This window comes from Agarilytica rhodophyticola (assembly GCF_002157225.2).
Classification (GTDB): domain Bacteria; phylum Pseudomonadota; class Gammaproteobacteria; order Pseudomonadales; family Cellvibrionaceae; genus Agarilytica; species Agarilytica rhodophyticola.
This window is the reverse complement of sequence record NZ_CP020038.1, coordinates 4771142-4792656: the sequence shown is the minus strand read 5'-3', so window position 1 is coordinate 4792656 and position 21515 is coordinate 4771142. Positions and strand designations below refer to the sequence as shown.

The 21515-nt window shown below is 42.8% G+C and carries 2 protein-coding genes; both read left to right on the top strand.

What is annotated here, in order from left to right:
* The first annotated feature begins 1 nt into the window (after window position 1).
* Complete coding sequence (locus BVC89_RS19820; RefSeq protein ID WP_086932863.1) at window positions 2-11785, top strand: non-ribosomal peptide synthetase; 11784 nt, start codon at window positions 2-4, stop codon at window positions 11783-11785.
* Window positions 11786-21460 carry a non-ribosomal peptide synthetase gene (locus tag BVC89_RS19815; RefSeq protein ID WP_086932862.1) on the top strand — a complete coding sequence of 3225 codons (9675 nt, stop codon included), beginning with the start codon at window positions 11786-11788 and terminating at the stop codon, window positions 21458-21460.
* Window positions 21461-21515: the final 55 nt, after the last annotated feature.

Here is a 21515-nt window from a genome sequence, read left to right as displayed (position 1 = left end):
CATGACGGTCACTAATGGCAATGCCACAAGCAACAAAAAAATGATTAGTGAAAAACGTAGTGGAGATAAAAAAAAGGCAGGTAATATCGAGGATATTTACCCATTATCGCCAATGCAGTCGGGACTTTTATTTCATACATTAATGAATCCTGGTACTGGTGTTTATCTCTTGCAATATCGCCATGTTATGACTATGGATAATCTAGATCTTGTGGCGTTTAAAAGTGCTTGGCACCATGTGGTACAACGGCACGAAGTGCTGCGAACTTCTTTTGTTTGGAAAAAACAAAAACAACCGCTACAAGTAGTACATAAAAACGTTGAGTTACCTGTTGATATTCTCGACTGGCGTGATTTGGATGAACTAACTCAAGAACAAAAACTAGCGAGCTTATTACAAGAAGAGCTAGTGAAGGGCTTTGATTTTAATAAAGCGCCGTTGATGCGTGTGCGCCTTATTCGCTTAGACGAAAAACGCTATCAATTTGTTCGCAGCTACCATCATATATTGATGGATGCTTGGTGCTTCTCAATCATTATGATGGATTTTCTGGCAGCTTATCGTGCTCTCGTTGCGGGTAAAAAACTGAATTTAGCGAAGCCGGCTGCATATAAACGTTATTTAATGTGGCTACAAAAACAAGATCAAAATCGCGCCTTACAATTCTGGCGTGACAAGCTATCAGGTTTTGATACCCCTACAGCCATACCAATAATGAAAAAGCCTATACCGGCAGGAATTCCCGAAACTTCATTGCTTGATAATGAGTTCGATAAAAAAGTAGCCGGCATAAAAAATAAAGAAAGTAATAGTAAGCACGATAACAACACACAAGAATACACCGCTTCAAACCAACGTGTGGATGTAGCCGAGTGTTCCATTCATATAACAGTAGAACAATCGCGTAGAGCAAAGAAAATTGCAGCCGATCGTCAGATCACCTTAAATACTTTAGTACAGGGCGCATGGGCATTATTATTAAGCCGTTACAGTAACGAAGAAGATATTGTCTTTGGCGTAACTGTCGCAGGTCGCCCCATAGATATGCCTGAAATGGCTACAGTCGTGGGCTTATTTATTAATTCTATTCCTTTGCGTTGGCGTATCAAACCAGCGCAATCACTTGTGGATTGGCTGCAAGGGCTTTTCTCAGAAAATATTAATTTACGCGAATATGAATTTGCGACTTTAGCTGATATTCAAAAAATATCCGATGTGCCGGCACAACAATCACTCTTTAATAGTTTGTTAATATTTGAGAATGCCCCTTTCGATACTGGTTTAAAGCAGGAAAACCTCGAGTTTTTTGTTAGCGATGCCAGTAATAGAACACACACCAATTACCCACTAACTTTGATGGTAATTCCAGATGAAACTTTACATTTTAATATAGCCTACCACTGTCATCTATTTGCACGGCAGGCTGTTGAGCGCATTTTAGAGCATTTTCGAACAGTTTTTGTAAATATTGTGACTGCTCTGGAAAATACACCTGAGGTAGCACTCAATAATATTTCAATGTTATCTGCTAACGAACAAGATTATCTTTTTCATCATTGGAATCAGCCCTATTATACAGATAGCCAAGACGATTATATTCACCACTTTGAGAAGCAGGTGGAAAAACAAGGTGATAAAGTAGCTGCTTACGATGGTTGTAATCAACTCAGCTACCGACAATTAAATGAACAGGTAAATCGTCTTGCACACAGCTTGCTTGAAAAAGGTATAGGCACTGATAGTTGTGTTGCGCTTATGTCACAGCGAAGTTGCGATTTATTAACGATGATTCTAGCAGTATTGAAGTGTGGCGCAGCTTATTTACCTTTAGATCCTAAGCATCCGCCTAAGCGAATAAATGAAATTATATCTCAATACCCTATAGACGCACTCATTACCCAAAAAGCGCTATCTACTGTATTAAATAACGCAGTTAACGATGCTAAAGCTCCTAATATTCTAAAATATGAAGCGCTTCTAACGGGAAGCAATAACGCTACTAATCCGCTTATAAAATATCACCCTCGTCAATTAGCTTACGTGTTGTTTACCTCTGGCTCTACGGGTAAACCCAAAGGGGTTATGGTTGAAAGAAAGGGGATGTTAAATAATATTTTAGGTAAAATTCCACGTTTAAACCTAAACGAGCATGACATTATTGCTCAAACAGCTTCCCAATGTTTCGATATCTCTGTATGGCAGTTTTTAACAGCTTCTGTAGTAGGTGCTTGTGTTCATATCTTACCAGACGACATTGCCCACAACCCTAAATCTTTACTCGAATACTTGTGTGATCATCGAGTGACATTATTAGAGGTCGTGCCGTCCTTAATACGTGAAATGCTACGTTTAGAGGCATTACCTCTTAATCTAAGATGGTTATTATCCATTGGGGAAGCTTTACCGCCAGATGCTGCACGTCAATGGCTGACGAACTATCCAAAAATTCCCTTAATGAACGGCTATGGGCCTGCTGAGTGTTCGGATAATGTTGCATACCATGTGATTGAACAACAGCCTTCGCCATTGGTATCAAATATACCAATAGGAATAACTACGTTAAATTTACAATTATATGTGCTTGACAGTAATTTGAATCCTCAAGTTACAGGTTGTATTGGGGAGCTATATGTCGGTGGCGTTGGTGTTGGACGTGGTTATTTTAATAAAGCTAACCTAACTAGCGAAAGATTTTTACCTAACCCTTTTGCCTCTGAGCTTGGCGATCGAATGTATAGAACGGGAGATCTTGCGCGCTTAAACAGTGATGGGAAATTGGAATACATCGGTCGGAGTGATGGCCAAGTTAAGTTACGTGGATTTAGAATTGAGCTAGGTGAAATTGAGAGTACTCTAGGCGATATCTCAGGTATTGGCTTGGTAGCAGTTATCGTGCGTGAAGATCAACCGGGTGATCAGCGCTTGGTAGCATATTACGAGCATAGCGCTTGTCATGGTCTAAAAGAAGAAAATGCCGAAGTTCTAGCTAAGCTTAATAAAGAACTTGCAACTGAGATAAATAATCAGCTTGCCGCCAACTTACCCTTTTATATGTTGCCTTCGGCTTACGTATTGCTTCCCTCCTTGCCACTCAATAATAATGGAAAAATTAATCGCAGGGCTTTACCTGTACCAAATTATCAGTCTATAGATGAGAGCGAGCAGATTGCACCACGAACTGAAACGGAGCGCACGGTTGCCAAAATATGGAAATCTGTTTTAAATCTTAATGCAATAAATGTTAACGATAATTTCTTCATTTTGGGTGGCCACTCGTTGTTGGCGACCCAAGCAATTGCCCGCTTGAGTGCAGAGTTAACTTTTGATCTTCCTCTACGTAGTTTATTTGATTTTCCAACGGTGGAAAAACTCTCTCGACATATCGATGTCTTGCGTTCTGAAGGAAACTTGACCTTACAACGAGATCTGATCCAGCCCATAGCAAACCGAGAGGATTTACCTCTTTCTCATGGTCAGCAGCGTTTGTGGTTTTTAGATCGTTTAGAAGGCCCCTCGGCGACCTACAATATGCCTGGGGCAATTCGTCTTAGAGGAAAATTTGATCTGGCCGCGGCGAATACAGCCATGCAAAAGATTATCGCCCGCCATGAAATACTGCGTACTTATTTTCAAGAAGTGGATGGTGTCGCAAAACAGCGTATTTTGCCCACACTAACATTATCGTTGGGTATTGAGGAGCTTAACGAGGCTAAACAAAAGCAGGATTTAAATACACTCCTTAAAGAACAAAGTATGCAATGCTTTGATTTGGAAAAGGCGCCTTTATTTTCGGTGAAGTGTTTTAAACTTGCGGATGATGAACATATTATTTGTTTAACTATGCATCATATTATTGCTGATGCTTGGTCTTTACAGATCTTTATCGATGAATTTACTCGATGCTACGCTTCGTTTAGTCAAGATAATAGTCCTCAAAATCGCGAACTAGAGCTTGCGCCACTGCCAATACAATACGCTGACTATGCTCACTGGCAGCAACAATATTGTCAAGCAGAGCAGCTACAAAAACAATTGCAGTATTGGCAAAATAAACTGGGTAATGCTCATGAAGTATTAACACTTCCCAGTGATCGTCCCCGTCCAGCACGCCAAAGCTATTGCGGTGAACGGATAGAATTTATGATTGCGCCGGAATTGACAGTCAAGTTACGTCAATTAGCTGAGCAACAGGCTTGTACACCTTTCGTTATTTTGTTAGCAGCGTACCATATTGTACTGGCTCGTTTGAGTGGTCAATCCGAGATACGTGTGGGTGTGCCGACCGCTAACCGTCAGCGTCTAGAAACGGAAGGACTTATCGGGTTTTTTGTTAATACGCAAGTATTAGTGGCGAACGTTAATCCAGAATTACAGGTCGAGCAACTTATTACTCAGCTGCGCAAAAATGCGGTTGAAGCGCAAGAATATCAAGACTTGCCCTTTGAATTTTTGGTAAATGCGCTAAATCCCGAGCGTGACCTTAGCCATTCGCCATTATTTCAGGCCATGTTTAATTTCCTTGAAGGTGATGCCAGCGAGGGTTTACAACTGCCTGGTATGTCGGTGCAGGCGATTCCCATATTGTCCGATACCGCCATGTTTGATTTGAATCTCGATATGCATAGCTTAGCCGAGCAATATCGCGGTTCTCTGGAGTTTAGCTGTGATTTATTTGATCGAGCTACAGCGCAGAGATTTATTGGTTATTATCAGACGACTTTGGCAAATATGGTGTCATCGCCTAAAAGACGTGTTAGTGAACTAGCGATTATTCCTCAACAGGAATATCAACGTTTATTATCTTTTGCAACATCGAGCGATAATACTTCTGTTCCATTATCAGAGTTAGATAATTGTTGGTTGCAGCGTTTTGAAGCACGAGTTTTAATTCATGGTGATGAAGTCGCCGCTTGTTGTGACAACAATTCTCTAACATATAATCAATTAAACCAACGTGCGAATGCTCTGGCTCTACATCTTTTAGAAGGCCACGGCAAATATGATCTCTGTGATCAGGTAGTCGCTATACTGAGTAAACGGGATTTATCCTTACTGGTACAGATTATTGCCGTATTTAAAATTGGTGCTGCATATCTACCGTTAGACCCTAAACAGCCAGCTGAACGCTTACACACTATTGTCAGTAAAGCAAAAGTTGCTGCAGTGTTATGTGCAGGTGACGATGATAAGAAAGTTTTTGCTGATGCTACATATCGCGTCTACGATGTAAGCTCTCATCTAGTTGGCGCTAATTTTACTAACATTGATTTTGCTAACAGTGATTTGACGGGTACTGATATTCCTAACCTAGGTATTTACCCTCGTGGTGATCAACTTGCTTATGTAATCTTTACCTCTGGTTCAACCGGGACGCCTAAGGGAGCTATGGTGACTCAGCAAGGCATGCTAAATAATATGCTCAGCAAGGTGCCCATATTAGGAATAAGTACACGAGATCGTATTGCACAAACTGCTTCCCAATGTTTCGATATCTCGGTCTGGCAATTACTCACCAGTATCATCACCGGTGGTCGTGTGCATATCTTGCCCGATACTATTAGTCAAGATGCTGATGCTCTTGCGCACGCAGTAACAGAGCAGGGCATTACTTTGTTAGAAATTGTCCCTAGCTTAATGAATGTTTTAGTGAGTTTGGAAGAGCGCACATCGCAACTCACATCGCAACTCACATCGCAACTACAAACCTTACGCTTTCTTTTGCCTACAGGCGAAGCTCTTGAAAGTGAATTGGCCAAAGCCTGGTTCGCTCGTTTTCCCAATATTCCATTAGTGAATGCCTATGGTCCGGCAGAATGTGCTGACGACGTGGCGATGCACTTAGTTCGCGACGGTGGTGAGCTGGGCAATGGCTATATGGCCATTGGCCGACCTTGTGCTCTTAGTCGTCTATATGTGTTAGATAATAACTTGCAAGTGGTTCCTGTAGGCATGACAGGGGAGCTATATATTGCGGGTGTTGGTGTTGGCCGTGGTTATTTACACGCACCGAATTTGACGGCCGAACGTTTTATTCCCAACCCTTTTGCTGGCAGTAATAATGTAAATGCTAGCACGATTAATTCCCTCGAGGTTAATGCTCATAAGACGCCCATCAATATTCAGGCAGAGCGCCTTTATCGAACGGGAGATTTAGCTCGTTATCGTGAAGACGGTATCTTGGAATTTATTGGACGAGCGGACTATCAAGTCAAATTGCGCGGCTACCGTATTGAATTGGGAGAAATTGAAAATCACTTAAACCGTTTCAATGCTATAGAACAAGCTGTTGTTGCTGTGGCTGGCAATCTTAAGAACCAACTTGTGGCCTACTGGGTACCGGCAGATAAAAGTCGCGCACCGAGTGATTCCAGCTTGAAAGCCTATCTTCAAAAATACCTTCCCGATTATATGCTTCCTTCAATATTTATGATGATGGATGCATTACCATTGAACGCCAATGGCAAAGTTGATAGACGTGCGTTGCCTCAGCCAGAAATAAATACCGATCGTAAACATGTTTTGCCTACGACTGGCAATGAATCTGTGCTATTAAATATTTGGTGCGAGATACTACAGCAGCAAGACCTTAGTATACATGATAACTTTTTTGAGCTAGGTGGCGACTCGATACTCAGTCTACAGATTGTTGCTAAAGCCAGACAGCAAGGGCTGAATATCCGAGCTAACCAAATATTTGAACATCAAACCGTTTATCAATTAGCGGGGGTTTGTGAAAAGCTAAGTAAAGGATTAGGTGAAGAAGAACAAATACCGCAGCGTATAAATGTTAACGTATTAACTGAATGTACAGATGATAAACCTATCGATAAAGCATCAAGCGAAATACCGTTAACGCCTATTCAACAAGACTTTTTTGCACAGGGTTTGTATCAGCCTAACCATTGGAATATGGCTTTGAGATTTGAGGTGCTACAAACATTAGATCAGGCGCACCTTGCCCATGCTGTGAATGCCTTGATTAGTCATCACGATATGTTACGGGCGGCCTTTTATAATATTAACGGGCGTATTGTACAAACAGTTAAGGCGCAACTTCCTGCCAACGCTTTTCAGTATAGCGAGCTGTTGGTAAGTGCATATGGTAATAGTGCTAGTGATTTTAGTAACAGTGATGATAGAACAGCAGCAATTCAAGCTTTGGCTCATCATCTGCAAGCAAGCCTTAATTTAGAAAAAGGTGAAGTTTTTAAGGTAGGTTATTTAAATTGTGGTGAAGACAAGCCAGGATGTTTACTGCTCGTGGGGCATCATCTTGTAGTCGACGGTGTATCCTGGCGTGTCTTGCTTGAAGATCTGCAGGATCTATATCAACAGTGCCAAGCTTCGAGCACAACATCCGCGCGTCCGATGCTTACTCTACCCATCAAAACAAGTGCTTACCGGGATTGGGCGCAATCACTTAGTGCTTATGAACCAGCACGTCATTCTTTAAAACAGAATGCTTATGTTAGTAGTAGTGTAAATAAGCGTGCAACGGTCGAAGATTATTGGCTGAATATTGAAAGAGAACTCTTACCTAAAGAAGTAGCAAAAGAATTAAATAGTTTAAATTACTTACCGGTAAAGTCGGACTTTACACAACAAGGTAATACTTTTGGTAATCGACGTACTTATGATTCAATTATTGATGAATCTCTGACGCAGGCGCTACTTAATCGGGCTGGTAAAGCTTACCAAGCTTCCATGCAGGATCTCTTACTTAGCGCTTTCGTCATGGTGCTGTGCCGATGGAGTGGTCAACAAGCAGCGTGGATTGAATTGGAAAGTCATGGCCGAGAAGCGCTTGATGACGCTATTGATTTGTCTCGTACCGTAGGCTGGTTTACGAGCCTTTATCCTGTTTATTTAAAAGCGGACAACAATGATATTGGGGCAACAATTTGCTCTGTGAAAGAATACCTACGTGCTATTCCTCAAAAGGGTTTGGCTTATGGTGTTATGAAATATCAGCGTGATGCTTTAGCAAACTTACCGCGTCCGGCGATTACTTTTAATTATTTTGGTCAATATGATCAAACGGCAGATACATTACAGTGGCTGACGCCATCGACAGAATCTGCTGGGCCATTATTTGATGCTCAAAACCTTGCCACTGCATTACTTGAAATTAATGCAGATGTTCTTGGTGGACAGTTACGTGTACGGTGGTCTTATGCCTCACAAGCTTTTGATGAATCCACGATTATCGAGCTGGCCCAACAGTTTGGGCAACAATTAATAGCACTTACTCGTCACTGTGAAAAAGTTGTAGCGACAGCGACACCTTCAGATTTTCCTTTACTCATGAGTCGGCAAGCGCAATTAGATAAACTCTTCATTGATTATCCGTTGGCAACTATTGATGATGTTTATCCCTTATCGCCTGTGCAAAGCGGCATGTTGTTTCACACTCTGTATGACACCCAAAGTGGTGTTTACTTTGACCAAATGACCGCTCAGGTGAAAGGAACGTTAGAGCAAGAAATCTTTACTAAGGCATGGCAAGTAGTCGCTGCTCGTCACGATATTTTACGCAGCGGTTTTTTTGTCGATACTTTTGATGAAGCGGCACACGTGGTGTTTAATAATGTGGATATTCCGCTGACGTTTCACGATTGGCAGCATCTAGAAAAATCTGCGCAGTCATCACAATTAGAGGATTTTTTGCAGGCGGATATTGCTCAAGGCTTCGACCTTCAGCGACCACCACTAATGAGGATTGCTGTGCTTCAGCTAGGTGCCCAACACTACCACTTGGTTTGGAGTCATCACCATATCGTACTCGATGGTTGGTGCGCGGTAAGCTTGATGGAAGAAGTGTTCAGTGTCTATCATTTGTTGCAAGCAGGGGACGATGCTATACAACTTGCTAAACGTAAAGCGCCGTCTTTCAAACGTTTTATTGCATGGTTGCAAGAACATAATTACCAAGGAAATACTATCCCTGCAGATAAACAGGGCGATGACTATTTCTGGCGCGGTTATTTAGCTGGTTTTGAACAAGCAACGAGTTTACCTTTATCCCATTTATCCTCTTTTGCGCTTAATAATAAAGATGATATCGACCAAGGCTATGCTCACTGTCGCGTGAGCTTGAGTATGGATGAGAGTTCGGCTTTGGGGCGAGTGGCTCGTCAGCATCACACAACGTTGGCCTGCACTATGCAACTTGCTTGGGGATTATTATTAGCAGCTTATAGTGGTGAAGAGGATGTTGTGTTTGGTGTTGCCAGTGCAGGACGCCCAGCAGATTTACCTGGAGTAGAACATATGCTGGGTATGTTTATTAATACCTTGCCACTGCGAGTTCGTTTTACCAGCGCACATTCTGTTAGCGATGTATTAACGCAGGTTCAGACCTCGTTAAACCATATAAGAGAGCATGAGCACAGCCCACTTGTTGAAATTCAAGCCGCAAGCGATATTGCAGCAGGCGAGCCATTATTTAACAGTATTTTTGTTTTCCAAAGTTTGCCTGCACGGGATGCTGTAGAAGAACACAAAAATGCCTGTACGGATACTTCTCGTTTACAAATAACCATCGATCAAAGTCGTGAGCAAACTCATTATCCGCTAACATTGACGGTTGTTCCCGGTGAAACTATAGCGGTTGAGCTACTCTACAGCTGTGAATATTTTGACAAGGATACGATCGCAAACTTATTGCAGCGCTATCAAGATCTATTGTTGCAAATTAGTCAATGCTTGGCGCGCGACGGCAAAACGCTGCTACGTGATTTAAATTGGCTTAATACTGAAGATTCTCGACATTGGCAGGCATTAAATAGTGGATATTCTACTTGGTCTGAGGATTTTATCGGTGGTTCAGCCAATATACCTGCCGCTTCGATTGCCGATAATGTTGCCGGCTTCGAGGCACAAGCAAATGCTGATGCCGATAAAGTCGCAGTAATATCTGGTGGGCAAAGCATTACCTATCAAGCATTAAATCAGCGGGCCAATCAATTTGCCCGTTATCTACTTACCAATGGGGTTGGTGCCGAGTCACTGGTTGTGGTGAGTTTACCGCGTAATCCTAATTTACTGGTGACTTTACTTGCTTTACACAAAGTAGGAGCCGCGTATTTGCCCATCGACCCAGGCTTATCATCCCAACGAATCGCCAGTATTTTATCCCAGGTAGATGTGTCATTAGCCATTGCCGAGAAAGATGAGGCCCCCCACTTTTTTGATGGCAGCTTAGCCGCCAGTGCAGAATTCGCAAACGACTTTAATAATGAAAAAAACTGTAGCAGTGTAAATAAAGCTGTATATTCAGGCGCTGTGGTATGCCTTTCTGAATTGCAGTCGAGTTTGTCGGAGTATGAGTCGACGAATCTTTGTGTGTCTTATCACCCATCGCAATTAGCTTATGTTTTATTTACCTCTGGCTCAACTGGCAAACCCAAAGGAGTCGCTATTAGCCGTGGCGCATTTAATAGTTTTTTACACGGAGTGCAGCAGTATTTGAAGCTCGATAGCGAGCAGCGTTGGTTGGCCATAACTCCTCTAAGTTTTGATATTTCAGGCTTGGAGTTATGGTTACCGTTACTATGTGGTGCAACGGTGGTATTAGCTGATCGTGCGCAGTCTTTAGACGCTGAAGCGCTTATGGCTATGTGGCGACAAGAAAGTATCACTCATATGCAAGCAACTCCTGCGACTTGGCAAATGCTCGTTAATGCAGGAGATGATAATTGGCCGTCATTGATAGGTCTATGTGGTGGAGAAGCGTTGCCTCGTGATTTAGCCCAGGCCTTGTTATCTCGTGGTGTTCACTTAACGAATGTTTACGGACCCACTGAGTGCACGGTGTGGTCATCTCTACATCCATTAACTGAAGACTCTGAGTTAACTAGTTTTGCTACTCAAGAAATTTCTGCCTATGAAAGTGTTGATCGAGAGAATCTAAATAGTGTTGTGCCCATCGGGTTGCCAATTGCAAATAATACGCTGCATATTTTGGATCGCTATTTAAAACCGGTACCGGTGGGTGTGCCTGGCGAATTATATATTGGCGGTGCGGCTTTAGCCCGTGGTTATATGGAACAAGCAGGCTTAAGCGCTACTGCATTTTTACCTAATCCTTTTGCTGATAATGGCAGTCGAATTTACCGCACAGGTGACTTGGCGCGTTTGCGCGACGATGGTGTTATTGAATTCTTGGGGCGTAATGACTTTCAGGTCAAGCTGCGAGGATTTCGCATAGAGTTGGGTGATATAGAGCATCGTCTCAAGCAACATTCACTCGTGCAAAATACGGTAGTTGTGCTGCAAAATAATTCTCAGCTGGTGGCATTTTGGCAACCCGCATGTTCCATCGTTGAGGCCAGCACAACAGAAAAAATTGCTCAATTGCGAGAGCACATGGCAACTTTACCGGATTATATGCAGCCCTCGGCCTATCAAGCGTTGGAATACTTACCTCTTACCTCTAGCGGTAAGGTTGATCGTAAAGCGCTGCCCATCATCCAACAGCAGGCTTCGTCCAGTTATCTTGCTCCTCAAAGCGAACTGGAAGTGTCATTGAGTGAGATATGGGGTGAGCTTTTAGAGCAAGAAAAGATTGGTATTAACGATAATTTTTTCGAGCTCGGTGGTCATTCCTTATTGGCCATGCAGCTTAAATCGAGAATACAAAATCAATATCACTGCCAGTTAGATTTTCTGGCACTTTTTACCCAGCCGACTATTGCCGGCTTGGCCAAGCTTATAGAGAACGCGCAGTCCTTTAGTGACAGCGATCTCGATGTCATGGACGCGCTACTGGAAGAGTTTGAATAAATGTCTGATAACTTACGCGCTATTGCTGAACGCTTAAATGCATTAACACCCGAGAAACAAGACGCTTTTCGTAAGCGCCTTGCCGACAAAGGTATCGACAGTTGGGCGTTGCCAATTGTCCCTTTTACTGTGCCTTATACTTTGCCGCAGGCTAAACACATAAACGATCAATCAAACCGGCAAGCTACTGTGTGGCCATTGTCCGCAGCGCAACAACGCCTCTGGTTTATTCATCGTTTTGAGCAGGGTAACCAACTATATAATCTTACATCGGGGTTGCGATTACAGGGCAAGTTAGATGTAGAGCGTTTGCAAAATGCATTTATAAAACTCGTTGAGCGGCATGAAATTTTGCGTACTATTTACTGCGAGTATGAAGGAGTGGCAGGCCAGCAGGTTCTATCTCTCGATCAGGTAAGTCTTCAGTTATCCATAGTAGACATTGAATCGGAGTCAGGGTTAGAGCTCAGCCAGCAATCCCAAGAGCTGGTATTTTCTCGGATCACTCAGCATTTTCACCAGCAGGGATTTACGTTAGATACATCTGTGCCGTTCCGGACTCAGTTATATCGCGTCGCTGAAAATGATCATCTGCTGCTTATCTCTGTTCACCATATTGCTTTTGATGCGTGGTCACAGGAGCTGTTGATTCGTGAGCTAAGTCTGCTTTATAGCGGTGAATTACAACATACTGCCTTACCCCCTTTGCCGATTCAGTATAAGGATTATGCTTGCTGGCAACAGCAGTGGCTTGTAGGTAGTGAGTATCAACGTCAGCTCGATTATTGGCGTAAACAGCTCGAAGACTGTCCTCCATATCTAGCTTTACCTCTGGATAAGCCACGTCCAAAAGCCGATCAGCGCCACCACAAAGGAGCTGAAATTCGCCTCTCGATAAGTGATACTTTAAGTGCTACTGTGAGAGAGCAAGCGAGGGTTAATGGAGTTAGCGTTTATCAGTATTTACTCACTGTTTTTAATATTTTGCTACAACAATATACTGGTAGCGAAGATATAATATTGGGGACTTCTGTTGCCAATCGCCAACGTAGTGAATTAGAGCCTTTAGTGGGCTTATTGGTAAATACTCTTGTTTTAAGAACTCAAATTCCAAACACTGCACGTTTTAATGACACCTTAAAAGCAGTGTCTGATACTAGCCAGCAGGCAGTAGCGAACCAAGATATTCCGTTTGATCATCTTATCGAAGCTTTAGATGTAGAACGCAGTGATCAGTATTCGCCTTTATTTCAAGTTCTTTTTGTTTACCTAGCGATGCCACAAAAAGAAGCGTTGTCCTTGGGTGAGCTTAAAGTTGATATATTGCCTCAGGAAACGGATCAGGCTCGCTTCGATTTAAGTCTACGAGTTGAAGACCAGGGACATTTTTGTTTATGCATGGAATACGCAAAGGACATATTTTTAGCCACTACTATCGAACAGATGCTCGAAGACTTCATTTGGATACTGGAGCGTGTCTGTAAGACGCCAGAGATATGTTTAAATAGTTTAAATCTGCCCTCAGCGAAAATTTGTAAAACGCTCAGCAGCCTTGATAAAGTAATAGATTCTGTTGATAGTACGCTTCTTGGCGACGATAAAGACGATATATTAGAAAGCAGAGTATCAGAAAATAGTTTCTTTGAAAGTGCTTTGGCCATGTTCCATCAAAGTGTTGCACATCAACCTGATGAAGCTGCCCTTTATTTCGAAGCCAGTGAGAACAAAACAGCCGATATATGGAGCTATCAAAAGCTTAATAATGTAGCGGATCAATTATCTCAACATTTCTATAGGTGCGGTGTAAGAACTGGCGAGCGAGTTGCGTTGTGCTTCGAAAACTCCCCCAAGCTTATTGCCTCGATTATTGCCGTCTGGAAATTAGGTGCCGCCTACGTTGCTTTTGATCCTCGCTGGCCTTTAAGTCGGCGAGCTGAATTGCTCGAAGACTCCCAGGTTTGTTTACTAGTCAGTGAAAAAAGACTATGGCATGAGGAATTATCGCGAAGTATTCCTAAAAATAACCCTAAAACTAATCTTAAAACATTCTACCTTGATAATTTATCATCACTTAACATTGATGATCTGCCCGATTCACATGTTAACGACATAGAAAAATTAAGTGCTCTACCGGCGTATTTTATTTTTACTTCCGGTTCAACAGGTAAGCCTAAAGCGGTGTGTGTAACACAAGGTAATCTCGCTGGCTATGTTAAAGGTATCACCGAGCAGCTGGATCTTAGCATTAAGGCTCAATTGTTGAGCCTTGGCTCTTTGTCTGCTGATCTTGGCCATACGGCTGTTTATGGGGCATTATTGACGGGTCGGTGTTTACGTATTCTTGATAGTTCTATTTCTGAAGATCCTTCACTACTGGCGAAGTCACTGCAAAGCCAACCGGTAGATTGCTTAAAAATAACACCTTCACATCTTAAAGGTCTTGGCGATGTTATATCACAGGTATTGCCCCGTGAAGTATTGGTGCTTGGCGGAGAAGCTTTTGATAAAGCCTTGGTGGATCAGTTACATGAGGCAATGAGTAACGAATTAGGAGCAGCTTGTCGTGTTATGAATCACTACGGCCCTACTGAAACTACTGTAGGAGTCTTAAGCTATAATTTCACCTTTGATGATACTATTTATCCTTGTGATCTCACCCGTAGCGAAAATGTCCCCCTTGGTTCTCCTTTAAAGAAAGTACAGACCTACATACTTAATTCTTCTTTAACTCCAGTACCAAAAGGTGCAAGTGGTGAATTATATATTGGCGGCCCAGCCGTAGCACAAAGCTATTGGAATAGAGCAGCATTAACTGCCGAGAAATTTGTACCCGACCCTTTTAGTCATGTACCTGGGGCACGAATGTATCGTACTGGAGATCAGGTACGCCTTTGTGCTGATAATAAAGTGGAGTATCTCGGCCGCATAGATCAGCAAATTAAGGTGCGTGGCTATCGTGTTGAGTTGGGAGAAATTGAACAGGTATTACGTACTCAAGTTTATATTCAAGATGCGGTGGTCCTGGCTTATGTCCACCAACAAACCCAGCAAGTGCAGCTGCATAGTTTTCTTGTATTAAGTGAGAAAAGTTCAATACAGCAACAAGTCAATCATAAAGAAGTCAATCATAAAGAAGTCAATCATAAAGAAGTCAATCATAAAGAAGTCAATCATAAACAGGTCAATAAAAAACAAGCTCAGAAAAACTTGGATAAGGCTTTAGGGGATGTATTACCGGAATACATGATTCCCTCGCACTATCACTATCTAGCCCAATTACCTCGCTTGGCTAATGGTAAGGTCGACCGTGCTGTTTTAATTGATCAAATTAGTGCAACCGCTAATTCGCAGCAGGTAAGTGACGATAAAAATTTTGCGGCACCTATGAGTCCTACAGAAAAAACATTGGCGGCGATATGGTGCAATGTACTGGTGCGTGATGAGGTAGGCATTGACGATAACTTTTTTGCTTTAGGCGGCGACTCCATACTAAGTTTACAAGTGCTGGCTCAAGCCCGAAAAAAGAATATTGTATTGACCCCAAAGCAGTTCTTTGCTGGCAAAACCATTGCCGGAATGCTAGCGCTTATTGATCCTGTTAAGCCTGCCGAGACAAGTAAAAACAAGGAAAATACGACTCAGTCGGGCAACGAGAACAAGAGTGATGCGAGCGCTAATAATAAGCAAATTGTTGCTACTATTATTCGGCAACCACGTACTGATCAACTACTTACCCATCAACCACATGAGACAGATGCAAATAAACATTGGCCTTTATCTTTTTCACAGGAGCGACTTTGGTGGCTAGATCAGTACTCACAGGGCAGCTCACATTACAATATTCCCGTTGCCCTAGAGGTAGAAGGCTCACTTAATCTCGATGCAATTCAATCTAGCTTGAATGCATTAATTACACGACATGAACCATTGCGCACAGGATTTATCAATATTGACGGACAAGGAGCTCAGGTGGTGTATAAGGATGTCGCTGCGACGGTTGGTTTTAATGATCTCAGTGCATCTCTAAGTGATAAAGACTCTTCTAAAAGTTTGCTCGATAATATTATTGAACGTGAAAGTCAATGGGTATTTGATTTATCAAAGCCGCCTTTGTTACGTTTGCAGGTGCTACGTTTTTGTGAACAGAAGCATGTTTTACTTTTTAACATGCATCATATTTGCACCGATGGTTGGTCAATGAAGTTGTTGATTAAAGAGTTTTTATTGGCTTATAAAAGTAGTGCAGAAAAGGGTATTCAAAACCCCCGACAACAATTTCAACAACAATTTCAACAACAAGCCCACGAGCCGACTTGGGATTCTCTCGCTGCGCTACCAGTACAGTATGTGGATTATTGTTGTTGGCAAAGGCAATACTTAAGTGATAGTCAACTCCAAACCCTGACGCAATTTTGGCAGCAACAATTACAGTCTACATCCAGCGCCTTAGATTTACCCTGTGATCGACCGCGCCCGGCTGTGCAAAGTTTTCGTGGTGGGCGGCTCCGTTTAGAATGGCCTACTCACCTTAATCAGGCAATTCAGAAGCGTTGTCGAGAAAGCGCCAAGACACCTTTTATGGTTTTACTTGCGGTCTTTCAATATTGCTTGCGTTGTTACAGTGGTGAAAAACATTTTCGCATTGGTATACCTGTTAATGGTCGTGAACATGCGCAAACACAAGATCTCGTTGGCTTTTTTATTAATACCTTAGTGTTGCCAGCACATATCGATGATGCTCTGACTATTGATCAGTTTATGACACAGATAGAGCGATGTGTTGTGGATGCCCAGGCACACCAGGCAATGCCATTTGAAAAATTAGTTAGCCTTTTGGAACAGGAGCGTGATTTGAGTCGTTCCCCTTTGTTCCAGGTGATGTTTAATTTACAACACGCGGCTGTTAATGATGAACAACTTTACGCAGCTGGAATTAGTTTACGTTCGCTGAAGATATCTTCTAACACCGCTAAATACGACTTGACTCTCGATCTTACAGAGCATCGCCCAGCGGGTGCACAGTACCCCCATTATAGTGGTGAATTAGAGTACAACAGCGATATTTTTGATCCGACCACTGTCGCCTCAATTGGCAAGTTATTTGTTGGACTTGTGGATCTTATGCTTGGTGAACCTAAGCGCTATTTGCGAGATCTGCTTTTAGCTGATTCGCAACATGACATGAACAAGAGCATAAATACATCCGTTGTTTCATGTGTTACTCCAGGCGAAAGTATTCCTAGCAGTGCAATTCCATGCAGAATTACTGCAATGGAAACGTATACCCAAAGCAGACAACCTGCTGTTATTGATGACAAGGGAGTAATGAGCCATCTTGAATTACATCAAGCATCTGATCGTATCGCTAACTGGTTGCACGCTCAGGGTATTGCAGAAGGCGCTGTCGTCGCTGTTAATTTACAAAGGACACGTCATTTACTTATCACATTATTAGCAATAGCAAAGGCGGGAGCCGCCTATTTGCCACTGGACCCAAGCCACCCAATATCCCGCCGTTTATATATGTTGCGACAAGCCGCTGCCAAACTAGTGGTGTGTGAAAAGAATGATGTCTTATTGTCAGAACACAACCAAAACCTAAATGAAAAAAGCGATCAAGTAATCAATAATATAAGTATTGAACGTCTAATCGCTGAGGCTGACTCAGCTCCATTATTAAAAAACAATGCGGACGAACGAGTAAATAAATACAAAAAACATCCACAGCAGTTGGCGTATACCATTTTTACTTCCGGCTCCACAGGCAACCCTAAAGGGGTTCAGGTGAGTTATCGTGCGCTGGATAACTTTCTTAATAGTCTGCAAAAAAACTTGGAACTTAAATCCTCAGATCGTTTATTGGCGGTAACCACGGTGGCCTTTGATATCGCTGCCCTCGAACTTTGGTTGCCGCTCACATGTGGTGCTTGTGTGGTGCTGGCTAGTGAAGAGCAAAGACGTGATCCCGACGCTTTGGTAGCGCTGATGCAATCTCATCAAGTATCTGTTATGCAAGCGACACCAGCCACTTGGCGTATGTTAATGACGGCATCTCAGCCATGGCCTACAAGATCAGGTATAAAAGTATTATGCGGTGGTGAAGCACTGCCTATAGACCTTGCTCGAAGTTTATTAGCGAAAGAAGTAACGTTGTTCAATGTCTATGGACCTACAGAAACAACCATATGGTCATCATTGGCAGAGGTGGATGGCAACTTACTTGAGGCGGCACAGCCATCTTCTACAGTAAGTCTTGGTAGGCCGATTGATAACACTCAGTGCTACCTTCTCGATGAATGGCTAAGGCCCGTGCCCCAGGGCGCTCTAGGCATGCTTTATATCGGTGGAGAGGGTTTGGCAAGGGGCTACGCAAAGCGTGCAGATCTTACTGCAACTGCTTTTATCGCTAATCCATTTGCAAATGATGGCAGTCGTCTTTATTGCACTGGGGATTATGTGCGCCTGCTGCCTAATGGCCAGCTTCAATACCACGGTCGTCGAGATGGCCAAATTAAATTGCACGGTTACCGTATCGAGCTATTTGAAATTGAAGCATGTTTGTGTCGTCAAGGTGTCGTTGCCGAAGCTGCGGTAGTGCTTAATAACGGTGAGCTGGTGGCCTATTGGGTAGCCGTTGACGGCGATCATACTGCGGATGAAAATAAAATTCTTGAAGATGCTCTTGCACAGGATTTGCCTGAATATATGCGCCCGCGTCAGCTTATTAAAATGGATAATTTACCCTTAAATTCAAGTGGTAAAGTGGATCGTAAGCGGCTGCAAAACCTCGCCATAACACGTTCAGATTCCCGGCTAGATGATAATAGTTTTGAAGCACCAACTGATGCCTTGGAACAACAACTGGCTGATCTTTGGTGCGAGTTATTAAAGTTAGATAATACTGACCGAGAAAAAGTAGGGCGGCACGATAATTTTTTCCGACTTGGTGGTCATTCCTTGTTAGCCAGTCAACTTGTGGCACGTTTGCGCCAATTGCCTGAATGGCAAGGTAATTTTGGCTTACGTGTGGTTTTTGAACATCCCACGGTAGCGCAATTAGCACATTGGCATCAACAGCAGTCACAAGAAAAACCAGAGCTCAAACAAGAGCTAAATGCCTTGCCAACCCTTGATGTTGCAGATTCAGCAAAGCCTCTACCTTTGTCGTTCCAGCAACAGCGCTTATGGTTGTTACAGCGTTTGAGCACTGAGACCAAGATGAGTAGCACTGCTGCTGGAAGCTGTGAGAGCGCTACTTCAAATGCTTATAATATGTCTGCACTGATACGCTTACAGGGCGATATTAATGAAGACGCGATCAGCTACAGTATCGATAGTATCGTCGCTCGTCACACAGTACTACGTACATGTTTTGCTTCTGCTGTGATCGATGGCATAGAAGAAGATGTACAGGAAATAAAGACAGCGGCATCAGTAGCCATTGATCATATAACATTGTTAGGAGCTTCATTCGATGATGAGGTAGTAAAGCAAGCGTTAAGTGCATTCGCCGAGATACCCTTTGATCTCGCTGCGGATATACCCTTTAGAGTTCAGTTGTTAAAGCTTGCGAACGATGATCATATCTTACAATTAACGATACATCACGTTGCCAGCGATGCCTGGTCAATGGCCATAGCACAGCGTGAATTTACCGAGTGTTATTGCGCCTATATAAATGGTGAGCAGCCACGTTTGCCGACACTCGACATTCAATATAGCGACTATGCACATTGGCAGAGAAAAAACTGGCAGGGTAAATGGGCGTTAGAACAACAAGCATATTGGCGTGAAAACTTAGCGGGCTATAGCGGTGTGCAAGCGTTACCCTTGGATAACGAACGCCCGTCTGTTCAATCCTATAGCGGTGATGTTTACTCATTTACTATTAAGGCAGAGCAGGTTGTCGCTTTGAAGAGTCTCGCTCATCATCAAGGCGCTACCTTATTTATGGTGTTGATGGCCACGTTTCAGTTGCTGCTACACAAAGAAATGGCCTGTGATGATGTGGTGGTAGGTACGGACGTAGCCAACCGTCCACACCCATCCTTAGAGAATCTAATAGGTTTCTTTATCAATGTTTTACCTATTCGCAGCAAGATAGATAGCAGCCTAGCTTTTGAAAGTTTTTTAAATAACTTTAAAAACATTGTTTTAGATGCATTTGCGCATCAAAGCGTTCCTTTTGAACAGATTGTTGAGGTTATGCAGTTAGCGCGTATCGAGAGTATGTCGCCTCTTGTGCAAGTATTGTTTGTCATGCAAAACCTAGAACAGGAGTCCTTGTCTTTACCAGGTTTAACCGTAACTACAATGAATAATCCTCATATTTCATCGCGTTTTGATATGGCTTTATTTATCGACAATGACGAAGGCGTTGAAGTGGGGGAAGATCTCAACGCTCGATGGGTGTATCGCCGCGATTTATTTAAACCTACAACAATAGATCGGCTGGCTAAGGCCTGGCAATTTTTACTCGAACAAATAATAGAAACCCCTTCCCATACTATTAACCAATATCGTTTAGTGGACACTAAACAACAAAGCACTATGCAAACAAAAAATAAGCTTAGAAAATTAGGTAAACTGAAAAAAACCAAGGCTAAAGCATTGCATGCAGACAGCCAGGAGTGGGTAAAAACCTCGCACTTTTCGGCAAGCGTTTCCTCAAAAACAGCACCTTTAAAAACGACACCTGTAAAAAAAATGCCTCTTATTATCAGTCCTGCGTTGGAGGCACTAGACCCTCTCCATTGGGCTAAGACTCAACGAGATACTATTGAAAGTCAACTGCAGCAATATGGTGCAGTATTATTTCGAGGTTTTCGTTTGCAGGATGCCCGTGAATTTGAAGCCTTTGCACAAGCAATCTGTCCCAATCTACATGGTAGCTATGGCGATCTGCCAAAAGAAGAATCGGGTAAGCGTATTTATAAATCGACGCCATATCCTGAAAACCAAATGATTCTTTATCATAACGAAAGTTCACATATGCATCGTTGGCCGCGCCTGCAATGGTTCTTTTCTCAAACGGTGGCTCAAAGTGGTGGGGCAACACCTATTGTCGATTGTCGTGAAGTTTATCGAAAGCTTCCCAAAGCTGTAGTTGACACATTCGAGCGCAAACATTTGCTTTATGTGCGTAATTTTACTCCGCGCTTGGATGTTAGCTGGCAGGATTATTTTAAAACTGAAAAACGTGCTGATGTAGAAAAACTCTGCCGAGAAGCAGGAGCAGAGTTTGAGTGGTTTGGTCAGCAGGGCTTGCAGATTCGCGAGCATTCTCCGGCGGTTATTTGTCATCCTCTAACCGGCGAGAAAAGTTTTTTTAACCAAATACAACTTCACCACGCCGCTTGCCTTGAAGCTGATGTACGCGAGGATTTAATGTCGCTTGTTGGCCTTGAAGGTTTACCCCGTCATGTTTATTACGGTGACGGTACACCGATTGATGATTCGACCGTGCAACAAATTTTGGCAACTTACGAGTCTCTTGCGATACGTTTTGATTGGCAGCAAGGGGATGTATTAATGGTAGATAACATGCTAGTTGCTCATGCCCGAGATCCTTTTGAAGGGCCACGTAAAATCGCTGTAGCTATGGCAGAGCTGCAAGCTCGAAAAGAGGTTTTTTCTGCACCGCATACGGTATCTAAGCCTTTTACCACTGCTTAGATAATTTTTTGGCCTTGATGGTTTTTAACACGTTAATTTTTTTGATGCTTTGATA